General features: G+C 53.3%; 9 protein-coding genes. 4 read left to right on the top strand and 5 right to left on the bottom strand.

What is annotated here, in order from left to right; genetic code table 11:
• Positions 1-18 precede the first annotated feature (18 nt).
• Together IAE30_RS01845 and IAE30_RS01840 are read left to right on the top strand one after the other, a co-directional pair.
• Positions 19-1,317, top strand: coding sequence for an LLM class flavin-dependent oxidoreductase (locus IAE30_RS01845; protein WP_045814636.1), 1,299 nt, complete (start codon positions 19-21; stop codon positions 1,315-1,317).
• 18 nt (positions 1,318-1,335) lie between these two features.
• Positions 1,336-2,535, top strand: a complete 1,200-nt coding sequence (locus IAE30_RS01840) for an aminotransferase class I/II-fold pyridoxal phosphate-dependent enzyme (RefSeq protein WP_200678114.1) — start codon at positions 1,336-1,338, stop codon at positions 2,533-2,535.
• Between the two features lie 97 nt (positions 2,536-2,632).
• On the opposite strand, the gene IAE30_RS01835 is transcribed toward IAE30_RS01840, so the two are convergent.
• The 3 genes from IAE30_RS01835 to IAE30_RS01825 all read right to left on the bottom strand — a co-directional run bounded on the left by IAE30_RS01835 (position 2,633) and on the right by IAE30_RS01825 (position 6,008).
• Entirely contained in the window at positions 2,633-3,034 is a 402-nt protein-coding gene (locus IAE30_RS01835) for an H-NS family nucleoid-associated regulatory protein (RefSeq protein WP_045814638.1), read from the bottom strand.
• Between the two features lie 219 nt (positions 3,035-3,253).
• On the bottom strand, positions 3,254-4,549 hold the full coding sequence (locus tag IAE30_RS01830; RefSeq protein ID WP_200678105.1) for a CitMHS family transporter: 1,296 nt from the start codon (positions 4,547-4,549) through the stop codon (positions 3,254-3,256).
• Positions 4,550-4,877: 328 nt separating this feature from the next.
• The gene (locus IAE30_RS01825; RefSeq protein ID WP_200678103.1) at positions 4,878-6,008 is read right to left on the bottom strand and encodes an L-dopachrome tautomerase-related protein; all 1,131 of its coding nucleotides are present in this window, start codon (positions 6,006-6,008) and stop codon (positions 4,878-4,880) included.
• A gap of 136 nt (positions 6,009-6,144) precedes the next feature.
• Between IAE30_RS01825 and IAE30_RS01820 the strand changes: the two genes are divergently transcribed.
• Together IAE30_RS01820 and fhuE are read left to right on the top strand one after the other, a co-directional pair.
• Entirely contained in the window at positions 6,145-7,026 is an 882-nt protein-coding gene (locus IAE30_RS01820; protein WP_045832733.1) for a LysR family transcriptional regulator, read from the top strand.
• Positions 7,027-7,387: 361 nt separating this feature from the next.
• Positions 7,388-9,592 (top strand): ferric-rhodotorulic acid/ferric-coprogen receptor FhuE, encoded by a 2,205-nt coding sequence (fhuE, locus tag IAE30_RS01815; protein ID WP_200678101.1) that lies wholly within the window; start codon positions 7,388-7,390, stop codon positions 9,590-9,592.
• Positions 9,593-9,715: 123 nt separating this feature from the next.
• On the opposite strand, the gene IAE30_RS01810 is transcribed toward fhuE, so the two are convergent.
• Complete coding sequence (locus tag IAE30_RS01810) at positions 9,716-10,684, bottom strand: nickel/cobalt transporter (protein ID WP_200678099.1); 969 nt, start codon at positions 10,682-10,684, stop codon at positions 9,716-9,718.
• 217 nt (positions 10,685-10,901) lie between these two features.
• Positions 10,902-12,050 (bottom strand): acyl-CoA dehydrogenase family protein, encoded by a 1,149-nt coding sequence (locus IAE30_RS01805; protein WP_200678091.1) that lies wholly within the window; start codon positions 12,048-12,050, stop codon positions 10,902-10,904.
• Positions 12,051-12,055 lie beyond the last annotated feature (5 nt).

The raw sequence follows: 12,055 nt of genomic DNA, 5'->3' as shown, positions 1-12,055 counted from the left end.
ATTGACCAGGACAACTTCATGGCTACTGCACAACCACAACGCATCCGCTTGGGCCTCTTCGTACAACCCGTAGGGCAACACGTCAGCGGCTGGCGTCTCACGGAAAAACTCGGCGATCCCACTGACATTGACTGGCTGATCACCATCGCAAAAAAAGCCGAAGCCGGTAAATTCGATCTGTTCTTCGTCGGTGATGCGCTGGCGACCAGCATGTACCGTCTGCCATCGACCATGGCGCGCCTTGAGCCGCTGACCATGCTGTCGGCGCTGGCGGTGAACACCAAACGCATTGGTCTGGCGGCCACCGCGTCCACCACCTTTAGCGATCCCTTCACTATGGCGCGAAGTTTCTCGTCGCTGGATCACATCAGCCGTGGCCGTGCGGCGTGGAACGTGGTGACGTCGTTCTCTACCGACGTGGCACGTAACTTTAGCCGCAACGATATGCCAAACCATGCCGAGCGCTATGCGCGTGCGCGTGAGTTCCTCGAAGTGACCAACAAGCTGTGGGAAGGTTGGGAAGCAGGGGCCGTGCAGCCAAACAAAGAGACCGGTGAATACTTCGTCAATGACAAAATTAAGTCGATTGATCATCAGGGCGAGCACTTCCAGGTACAGGGTCCGCTGAACATTACACGCTCCCCGCAAGGACGTCCGGTGATCATTGAAGCCGGTTCATCCGCCGATGGGCAAAAACTGGCGGCCGAAACCGCCGAAGTGATCTTCACCGCTGCGGCCAGTCTGGAAGAGGCGCAAACCTTCTACCGTTCGCAGAAGGATCAGGTGATTGCCGCCGGACGTAATCCGGATCACGTCGTGATCATGCCGGGCGTGATGCCAATTGTCGGACGCACCCGCGAAGAAGCCAAAGCGCTGTGGAAAGAGCTGAATACGCTGGTGGATATCGAAAACGGTCTGCGTCAGCTGTCGCTGCGTTTCAGCATGGATCTGAGCCAGTATCCGCTGGATGGTCCAGTCCCTGAAGTCCCGCTCGGCGAAGGTAATCAGAGTCGCGTCAAGCTGATGACGGATATGGCGAAGCGCGAAAACCTGACCTTGCGTGAGCTGGCCGCTGTGGCTGCCGGTTCGCGTGGTCACCGCGTGATTGTTGGCACCGCCGAAGACATCGCCGATGACTTTGAGCTGTGGCTGAAAGAGGGCGGAGCCGATGGTTTCAACATCATGCCTGCCATCATGTCAGAGCAACTGGATCTGTTTGTCGAGCTGGTGATCCCGGAACTTCGTCGTCGTGGTCTGTTCCGCGATGATTACGAATTCGCCACGCTGCGCGAGAACCTCGGTCTGCCCGCGCTGTAAACCTTTTAGGAGCTGATTATGGTCACCTTATCAAAGCGTGTGCAGTCCGTGTCGCTCTCTGCCAATGCCGCGGCGCGCCAGTTGACGCGCCAGCTGAAAGAGCAGGGCGTAGATATTCTGGATCTCACCACCGGTGAACCGGATTTTGATACACCACAGCACATCCGCGATGCCGCGACAGAAGCCATGAATAACGGTGAGACCCGCTACACGCCGACTAATGGCACCACGCCGCTGCGTAAAGCGGTGCAGGCCAAGCTGGCACGGGAAAATCAGCTGGATTATGCATTAGGGCAGATCTGCATTGCCAACGGGGCGAAGCAGATCATCTTCAATGCCTTTGCTGCCACTTTAAATGACGGTGACGAGGTGATTGTGCCAGTGCCGTACTGGCCGACGTTCCCGGATAGCGTGCGTTTTAACGGCGGCGACGCGGTGCTGCTCGACTGCCCATTGGAGCAGGAATATAAACTGCAGCCGCAGCAGCTGGCGCAAGCGATCACCGATAAAACCCGCTGGCTGGTGCTGAATAATCCCGGTAATCCATCCGGTGCGGTATATAACGCAGCAGAGTTAACTGCCCTCGCGGCAGTGCTGCGTGACCATCCCAACGTGTGGACCATGCTGGATGAACTGTATGAACACATTCTGTTTGATGGACGTGAACACGTTAGCCTGTTGCAGGTAGCGCCAGATTTAGCCGATCGCATTCTGCTGGTGGGGGGCGTGTCGAAAACCTATGCCATGACCGGCTGGCGCATCGGCTTTGGTGCTGGTCCGCAAGCGTTGGTTGATGCCATGGTGGTGGTACAGTCGCAGAATAGTTCGGGTGCCAGCGCGATCATTCAGGCGGCAGCAGTGGCGGCGTTAAACGGTGGGCTGGATTTCCTGCCACCGCAGCGCGCGGCCTATCAGGATCGCCGGGATGCGATTATGGCGCAACTCCGCCCGGTAGAAGGTATTGAGGTGCTGAATCCTGAGGGGGCGTTCTTTATCTTCTGTCGCTGTGCCGGGCTGCTGGGCAAAACAAGGCCAGATGGTCAGCGTCTGGAGAGCGAGCAGGATGTGCTGAATTATCTGCTGGAAAGCGGCGTGTCCGGCGTAGCGGGCAGCGCGTATGGCTTATCGCCGTATTTCCGCCTGTCTATTGCCACTGATATCGACAGCGTGCGCGAAGCCGGAAAACGAATTGCGAAGGCCTGTGCAGCGTTGAAATAGGGAGTTAATTGGTCGCCAGGAATGGTATAGCGTTCGTCACTTAAAGCCCTATTTGCAAAAGCTGCCACTGTAAAAAGTGGCAGCTTTTTTTGATAGGTTAAATCAGGAAATCATCCATCGAACCGCCCGCGTCTAAAGCGGATTTGATTGGCGATGGAGTACGGCCCTGGCCGGTCCAGAATTTTTCATGACCGTTTTCGTCGATGAATTTATATTTCGCCGGGCGTGGCGCACGTTTCGCTTTCGGTTTGGTTTCGCCCTGGTTTAATTTCGTTAATTCACTAATATCGATGCCATCATTCAGCAGCATCTCTTTATACAGCGCCAGTTTTTCTTCTTTTTCGCGCTGAGCGGCATTATTCGCTTCCGCTTCTTCACGGCGTTCTGCAACCACCACGGCGAACTTTTCCAGCATTTCGTCTAATACCGCAATCTCAACATCACGCGCATGGGCACGCAGTGTACGAAGATTGTTCAATGCTTTGAGTGCATCGCTCATGAATAAACCCTTATAACTTTTATAACGAAGATGAAAGGGGGCATTCTACGTTAATTTTTATCAAATGAAAATATTGCGCATAATGCAGAATTGTCCGGAAAATAAGCTTTCAGCAGATTGTGTCTATATCGAACAATAAAACACAAAGCAGATATTTCACTCAAGTTAGTCGAGGGCGTAGCCGCAAAAAATTGCGGCTACAAGGGGAGTGAATATATTCTATAGACTGCGATAAAACGGAAAGCAACCGGTGATCAGTGCGACCACGAATAATACAATCGAGGTAATAAATGACCAACGCAGCGTGAACCGTTGTGTCTGCGCATAATCCAGTTTCAGCATGCCGACCAATAAATAGGTCGAGGCCACCAGTGGGCTGAGAATATGAACCGGTTGACCGACCAGGGCGGCGCGTGCCATTTCAATCGGTTCGATACCATAATGTCCCGCAGCCTGCACCAGCACCGGCAGCATGCCGAAATAAAACACATCATTCGATACCATCCAGGTAACGGGAATACTGATCAAGGCGGTAATCACCGCAAGGTAAGGACCCAGCGACGCAGGGATAGTGTGCACAATCGCTTGAGCCAGGGCGTTCGCCATACCGGTTTCAGCAAAAATGCCGGTAAACACCGCCGCAGCGAAGATCAATCCAGCGACGGCAAGGATGGCGGGCGCATGGCGGCCGATCTGTTCCTGCTGCTGGCTGAGTTGCGGATAATTGACGACGAACATGATGGCGGTGGCCAGCATAAACAGGTACGCCATGGGCATCACATCCAGCACCAGGAAGGTCATCAGTGCAATGGTCAGTGCCCAGTTAAACCAGAAACGCCAGGCTACGCAGCTTTTTTCTTCGAACTGCATCGCGGCGCGATCCACCGGGATAGGCTGCTGGAATCCCAAACGCTTGCGTTCACTTCTGCCGAGCATCACCGCCAGTATAAAGGTCCATGCCACACAGGCCAGCAGCGGAATCAGCAGCGGGACAAACAGAGTAGAGACGTCAGCCTGAACAGCGGCCGCTGCACGCGCCGTAGGGCCACCCCACGGAAACATATTGCCCAGCCCGGTGCACTGTAATAGCAGGGCGGCAACGCTGAGTTTTGATAATCCGATACGCTCATATATTGGCATAAAGGCGGAAAGCACAATCATATACACTGTCGCGCCATCACCATCTAAGGCGACAATAAAGCCGAGCAGTGCGGTGCCAACAAATATCTTCACCGGATCACCATCGACGGCAGACACAATCCGTTTAATAATCGGATCAAACATCCCGGCATCCGTTACGCTCATAAAATAGAGCATCGCGAATATCAACATTACGCCGGTGGGCGCGACGGTACGCAATCCTTTGATCACCATGGCACCCATATCCGCGCCATGGCCAGATAACAATGCGAATAGCGTAGGGATAAGGATTAATGCAGTCAGAGCGGAAAGCTTTTTGCTCATTAATAAGCCAATAAAGCAGATTATCATAAGCAGACTGATGATCAGCAGCATGACGAGGGTTCCTGTCCGGAGGGATAGAGCACGTTTGTGGGTAGCAAACGCAACGTGTTCGAAATAAATAAAAAACAGCGAATGATTATTTATTGTTCAAATTAACCTTCTGCAACCTCGTCTATCTGGGAATATTATCCAGCGTTTTTTTCGGCAGGCACAAGGTTAGGTTTACGCGAAATATGTGCGTAACCTCTTAGTTTTAATAAATTTAAAATAGCGAACAGTGATGATTTATCTGGGTGTTATTTCCTCCTGTTGATCATTAGAGATAACAGTGAATAAGCGCGGCGTGAACACCGCGCTAAATAGCGTGAAACGCTATGCTTTATTGATGATCCCGCGGCGAAGGCTTAATCGGTAACGGCAAACGGTATAGCTTAACCGGATATTCCACGGTTGACGGTTTGCCGCCAGTGGTCGCGGGCGTGCGATTGATCTGTCCGGACGGCATCCACAGTGCGCCGTCAGATACCCACATCGCATCGATCCACACCAGGCGGGGATCCTGCACCACGGTGGTGACTTTGCCATCGGGCGCAATACGTCTAATGCTGCGGGTGTTGATATCCGAAGCGTAAATGTTGCCCGCGGCATCGATGGCCGTCCCGCCGGTACTCCAGGTTTCGCGCACTTTCTCCGCATGCTTCGCCACTTCTGCAGCCGAAAGGGTACTGTCATTCAGATAGCGGGTTTCAATGCGAGCCAGCGGCCCCGGGATCGCCTGGTAATAGAGCCATTTGCCATCCGGCGAAACTTCCAGCTGATCGAGACCCACGCGTTTTTCACGGCCATCGCGCAGAATCAACTTCTTGCCATCCGCATAAATCGGCTGGTGATCAATCGAGAGCGGGTGGTTATCCAGCACCCGCCAGCTTTTGCCACTTTTCAGGTTCAGCACCACTAATCCCACCGCACCCGGATCGGTGATATAGGCGAAATCACCATTAAAACGCACATCATCCAGATAGCTGGTGGGTTGCAGCGTCGGTGCCTTAAACACATAGCTGTTCAACACTTTGCCAGTGGCCAGACTAATGTGGACCAGCTTGGCGCCACCGGGCACGGCCTGATCGCCGGTACCGATTCCTTTATTGCCTGAATCCATCACCCACAGATCGCCATCCGGGCCGATACGCAACGCATTCACGTGGTAGAAATGATGCTCCGGATCGTTAGCGTTCCACTGGTTCCAGCTTTCATCGGGAAACGCTTTCAGCTGATTGTTGATCACTTCTGCCAGCTGCAGACCCGCTCCTTCCGATTGCGTTAACGAGGCGAACAGACGGTTGTCATGACTGACGGTAATGCCATTCCACACGCGCGGTGAGGTAGCGACTTGCTCCAGACGACTGTCCTGTTGCGTCGGTAACGTCACAGGCAGTGTATCTTGTGCCAGTATCTGTGCGCTGCTGGCCAATGCGATCATCGCGACCAGTGCTTTCAATGAATGTTTCATCCTTTACTCCCTTGTTAAGCGCCACAAGGTGACGCGAACAGCCTGTTGCTCTGTTGTTAATGTCATTCCATCCTGGCAGCGTAGAGTGATAAATTATATTCTCTGAATTTTATTAATTGATTCCTGGTGGGAATGAATGGAACTGAAAGATCTGCATTATCTGCTGGCGGTGAAGGAGACGGGGCATCTGGGTAAAGCGGCGCAATCCCTTGGTATTACTCAGCCCGCATTAACCAAATGTCTGCAGCGTCTGGAGAAGTTTTACGCCACGCGGTTAATTCTCAAGGTGGGGCGTGGGATGCAACTCACAGAAGCGGGACTGTTACTTTGTGAACGTGCTCAAAAAGTCGTGCACATGATGCAGGTCACCCGACAGGATTTACAGGCGCTGGGTGCGGGAACGGCGGGCGTCATCCGGTTGGGCGTAGCGGCCACGGCAGCGGAATTTATGCTGCCAGTGCTCAGTAAAGACCTGTTGCACAAAGCCCCCACCGCCAGACTCGAAGTGACGGTCGGGATGAATGATTTGCTGCAAAAGTTACTGCGTGAGAACAAGGTCGATCTGATTCTCGGTTTTCTACCACAGGGGAATAGCGAGTTTATTACCCGTCCGCTGATTGAGGATCCGGTGGTGATTGCCGCCAGCCGCCATCACCCGCTGGCCAATATTCATCCAACGCCAGAACAGCTTGATGAATATAACTGGTTGTTGCCTTCAGACAACGTCGCGACGCGCCAGTGGCTGGAACAACGCTTACGCAGCGGGGGTTATGCTCCGCCGCGGGCGCAAATGGAAAGTAACACGCTGTCACCGCTGCGAGCCGTACTGGCGCAAACCCAATTATTGAGTTTTCTATCCCGACGATTATTAAAAGGTGAGGGCGGCGAGTTAATTGAAATACCGCTGCCGCTGGTGATGATGCCTCGCACTTTTGGCTGGCAATTCCGCTCACTCAGTGAGCTTTCCCCCGCGTCACGTTTACTGGTGGATTTAGCGGAAAAACGCTGGCCCTGGTGATCCCTGGAACACCATCATGACGAGAACCTGTGATTTATCACAGGTTTGCTCCAATAACCTGCGTGATAATGACCGAAAATAACCGACCTGAATTATTAATCATTGAAGAATAAGGATTTATCTAAATGTGAAATTGTCAGATAACAGGTAACAATTTCTTGCAATACTAATCTTAATGCGTATATTTCTCATTTGCTTTCTTAACGGCATTTTTACAGTCGTTCTGTTTGCGCCAGGAGGGCGCAGTCGGGAAATACCTCATCCTGATATTCCTTTTCAGCACGTTATTTATGGCTGGATCTAACAGACGTCAGCAGCTATGCCGCCAACACAAAATAACGATAAGTGATTGAGGAATATTATGTCTTTCAAAGAAAAGCGCGTCAGGGAATCTGGCCTTGCGCCGCAACGTGCCTTGCGTGTCTCTCTGCTTGCCATGATGGTGGCATCAGGTATTGCCCAGGCCGCTGATAGCACTAACACAGAACAAACTCTGATGGTGGATGCCAGCGCCAGCAGCGATGCGCAGCAAGAGCAGGCAGCAAAAGATTACAGCGTTCCGGTCACTCGTGCCGGCACCAAAATGGCATTAACCGCGCGTGATATTCCGCAATCGGTCAGCATTGTCAGCAAGCAACGTATGCAGGACCAGCAACTGCAATCCCTGAATGACGTCCTGTCGAACACCACAGGTATCAGAGGTGTCAGCGGCGATATGGATCGCACTAACTATTATTCGCGCGGTTTTATCATCGATAATTACATGATCGACGGTATTCCAACGGCGTTTGCTTCGCGCTGGAACCTGGGGGATGCCCAAACCGATATGGCGCTGTATGAGCGCGTTGAAGTGGTGCGTGGTGCTACCGGTTTGTTAACTGGGCCTGGCAACCCGTCCGCCTCGATCAACATGGTGCGTAAGCACGCCGACAGCAAGGAGTTTACCGGCAACCTGGAGGCGAGCTACGGCAGTTGGGATAAGCAACGTTACGTCGCCGATCTTTCCGCGCCTCTTTCGCCTGAAGGCAATGTGCGTGGCCGCGTGGTAGCGGGATACGAAGATAAAAACAGCTTTATCGAGCGTTATGGTTTCGAGAAGAAATTCATCTACGGTGTAGTGGATGCTGACCTGACCGACAAAACCAAGCTGTCTGTGGGCTATGAGTTTACCCAGGTGAATACCGACTCACCCATGTGGGGTGGTTCGCCACGTTGGTATACCGATGGTTCACAGGTGAAATTGCGTCGCGGCTACAATACCTCAACGGATTGGGCGTATAACGACAAAGAAAACAAAAAAGTCTTCGTTAACCTGCAACAGAATTTCGATAACGGCTGGAACATCACGCTTAACGGCACACACAACGAGATGTTCCTTGACAGTAAGCAGCTGTATATCGACGGCTATGTGAATAAAGATTCCGGTATGCTCGTTAACCAGTACGATCCTTCCTACAACTATGATGCGGTAGGCGGAACCGGCTACAACACCGGTAAACGCAAAGTGGACTCCGTCGATGCGTTTGCCAGCGGTCCATACGAAATGTTTGGCCGCCAGCATGAGCTGATGCTGGGGGTGAATTACAGCCGTCAGGACAACAAGTATTACAGCGCCTGGACCAACATTTCACCCGATCAGTTGGGCAATTTCTACGACTACAACGGGAACTATCCTGAGTCCGACTGGAACCCTCGTACCCCAGCGTCTGATACGCAACTGGTGCGTCAGAAATCGGCCTATCTTGCCACTCGCATTACGTTAGCCGATCCGCTGCATGCCATTTTAGGCGCACGTTATACCAACTGGAATCGTCAAGGTTTAACCACCCGGCAGGAAGAAAACAACATCACGCCATACGGTGGTTTGATCTGGGACTTCTATGATAACTGGTCAGCCTACGCCAGTTACACTTCGGTCTTCCAGCCGCAGGATAGCCAGGATGCCTCCGGCCAATTCCTTAACCCGGTCATCGGTAAAAACTACGAAGCGGGTGTGAAATCTGACTGGCTGAACAGCCGACTGACCACCTCGGTGTCGGTGTTCCGCACTGAACTGGATAACGCGCCAGTGAGCACCGGAACATACACGGCGTCAGGCAACGAAATTTTTGAAGGTAAGAGTGGTGTCGTGAGCCGAGGCGTTGAGTTTGAAGTGAACGGTGCACTGACGGACAACTGGCAGATGACTTTCGGCGGCACGACTTATGTCGCCGAAGATCGTGAGGGTGAGAACTACAACTCAAAGTTGCCACGCACTTCGTTCAACCTGTTCACCAGCTACCGTCTGCCGATGCTGGATCAGCTGACGCTGGGTGGCGGTGTGAACTGGCAGTCGAAGACCTACCAGGATATCACTGGTCCGGAAGGTGTCGGTACCTGGCGAGCGCGTCAGGGCAGTTATGCGCTGGTGGATCTGTTCGCGCGCTACGACGTGACAAAGAACGTTACTCTGCAGGCTAACCTGAACAACCTGTTCGATAAAGAGTATGACAAAAACGTCGGTAATGGCGGGATCGTTTATGGTACGCCGCGTAACTTCTCAGTCACCGCGTCTTACCGTTTCTAATGTGAACTTCTCGGGCGCGCAGCAATGCGCATTGTGCCAGGTTCGCGGTTAAGTTCGCGAATCACTGGCAGGATCGGCAAGGATGCCGGCCCGGCGTTGCTCACTTGAACCCCTCAATATTCCTCAGCATCCTGCCGCAATATAATCTCCATTAGCACTGATGGGCACCACGGTTAAAAACAGCACCAGCGCAAATAAGATCAGCAAAGCGCCTCCAGCAATACGTATCATCCCGAGTATTTGCTGTGTGCGTGGCGATGACTCAGCCAACCATAATTCTCCCGCACGATGACGAAAATGGCGTACAAACAGGGCCAGTGCAACCAGCGCCATACCCGTGCCGAGTGCCATGGTCATGACCGCAAACATGCCCCAACGGGTGATGCCAATTACGCTGGCAAACAGCAGCACCGTGAGTGCGCCACTACAAGGCCGCACGCCCGTGGCAATAATAATGCCGATCCACGCTTTCCAGTTATCCACTGATTCCAAAGTAATGCCGTGATGATGACCGCAGCCAGCATGATGCTGCTCATGCTCATGCTCATGCTCATGCTCATGCTTAGGTTCATGCCGAAGCTGATACTGATGCGTATGCCGATGCTGACTGCGACCGCGCCAGGCTTGCACCATCATCATCACGCCCAACGCGGCGATAAACAGCGCGCTGGCTTTCTCAAGATACCAGCGGCTGGTGCTGAGATCGCCCGTGGTCAGGTTAAAGCCAATTGCAAGAATGAAGACAAACGCGATGGCGCTGAGACCCTGCACCAGGCTACCGAGAAACGGCACGCTCAGCGCTACACCGCGCGGTGGTTGATGGGTAGTAAGCCAGGTGGTGACGATAAATTTGCCATGTCCGGGGCCAACCGCGTGCAAGATGCCATAGATGAAGGTCACGCCGATCAACCACAACCCTGCGCTGTATTGCCCGCTGTTAATTTGCAGCAGATGCGTGACCAGTAAGCGATGGAGTTGGATTTGTGTTTGTAGCGACCAGGCGAGAAACGCCGTCCAGTGGGAAAACAGCACGGCGAGCGCAGCGACAATCGCCAGCGCTGCAAGGGTAAATCCGGTTTTGGTGGCAGTCATAGCTATGAGATATCGCGGCCCTGAAAACTCACAGCATGCAGGATTTTATAACGATTTTATAGGGTGTAAGGCGGAAGTCATCTGGACGCTGCCAGGAGCCAGGAGCCAGGAGCCAGGAGCCAGGAGCCAATATACGTGATGACACAGGTTGGCGATGATGAAAGCATCAATGTGGCTCAAAAGCATCAGTGCCTACGTCATCTTCGTAACCTTAGTGTTATGACGTGCTCCTCACAGCAGTCAGGGCGGCTTTGCCCACGGACGTAAAAATGGCGTCACTCTGCGGCGTATGAATACGGCCACACAAAACATTACGCCAGTGACGTTGTAACGGATGATGACGTGTCAGCGCATGATTGCCGATGCTTTCCACCATAAGCTCAACCGCTCGAATCGCATTTTCGGTGACCACTTGTTTGATTTGTGCCGTATGCCTGCTGGTCACCTGACCCAGAACGGCGCTGTTAAGCAGCGTGTGATTGGTGAACAGCAAAGTTTCGACGCGTCCTACCAACTCCTGAAATCGAGGCAAACTGGCCAGCGGCGCACCGAGATTAGCGGGGATGCGCTGCTGCAAAAAGGTGATAAACCAGTCGCGTGCACTTTGGGCTATCGCGTCATATAACGAGCCTAACAGCACCGCCATCCACACAGACTCCTCTTCATTTAGCCCTGCTTTCGGCGTGCTCCAGGGCGCAACGTTGACCGCGTGATTGAGCGGAATTAACACCTCATCTAACACCACGCGATGGCTACAGGTGCCGCGCATGCCAAGATGATCCCACTCGTCGACAATTCGAATGCCTGGCGCATCGGCGGGCACCAGATAGCCGCCGACCAGAGGATCGGCATCATCGCTACTGGCCCAAACGAGAAACCAACTCAACCCATGGCTGCCGGTGGAGTAAATCTTCTCACCACTGATGCGCCAGCCCTCGGCGGTGCGCCGCGCTCGGGTTGCAGGCAAACCGCCGCGCGCTGGCGTACCCAGTTCAGGTTCGACGCGCAGCGCATTGATCAACGCGCCCTGGGTTACCACGCTGTTCGCTACAGCCTCGCGCACACTAATGGGCCAGTCAGATTCCTCGCTCAGCCGCCGCGTGTTGAGATATTGCATGATCAAAATCAGTGCTGCGGAGGGTTCACCGCGCGCTACCGCCTGAATAATCGCCTGGCATTCTCGTAAATCGCCACCGCTACCGCCGGCAGAAGCGGGCAGAGCGAAATGCAACAATCCGTGCTGACGTAAATGCGTGAAAGCCGCACGGGGAAATTCGCCGCTGTGATCGACCTGCTCAGCATGTTCAGCCAATCGCCCGGTGAGGGCTGGCAATATTTCAGCGAGAAAAGGGGTGTTATTTGCCATTGAGA

Origin of the sequence: Pantoea sp. S61 (genome assembly GCF_016625145.1) — a bacterium.
GTDB lineage: Bacteria > Pseudomonadota > Gammaproteobacteria > Enterobacterales > Enterobacteriaceae > Pantoea > Pantoea rwandensis_B.
This window is presented reverse-complemented; position numbering and strand designations above follow the sequence as displayed.

Excerpts from the sequence above, each read along its gene's own strand:
- IAE30_RS01845 (WP_045814636.1), top strand. The coding sequence starts at position 19 with ATGGCTACTGCACAACCACAACGCATCCGCTTGGGCCTCTTCGTACAA.
- IAE30_RS01840 (WP_200678114.1), top strand. The coding sequence starts at position 1,336 with ATGGTCACCTTATCAAAGCGTGTGCAGTCCGTGTCGCTCTCTGCCAAT.
- IAE30_RS01835 (WP_045814638.1), bottom strand. The coding sequence starts at position 3,034 with ATGAGCGATGCACTCAAAGCATTGAACAATCTTCGTACACTGCGTGCC.
- IAE30_RS01830 (WP_200678105.1), bottom strand. The coding sequence starts at position 4,549 with ATGCTGCTGATCATCAGTCTGCTTATGATAATCTGCTTTATTGGCTTA.
- IAE30_RS01825 (WP_200678103.1), bottom strand. The coding sequence starts at position 6,008 with ATGAAACATTCATTGAAAGCACTGGTCGCGATGATCGCATTGGCCAGC.
- IAE30_RS01820 (WP_045832733.1), top strand. The coding sequence starts at position 6,145 with ATGGAACTGAAAGATCTGCATTATCTGCTGGCGGTGAAGGAGACGGGG.
- fhuE (WP_200678101.1), top strand. The coding sequence starts at position 7,388 with ATGTCTTTCAAAGAAAAGCGCGTCAGGGAATCTGGCCTTGCGCCGCAA.
- IAE30_RS01810 (WP_200678099.1), bottom strand. The coding sequence starts at position 10,684 with ATGACTGCCACCAAAACCGGATTTACCCTTGCAGCGCTGGCGATTGTC.
- IAE30_RS01805 (WP_200678091.1), bottom strand. The coding sequence starts at position 12,050 with ATGGCAAATAACACCCCTTTTCTCGCTGAAATATTGCCAGCCCTCACC.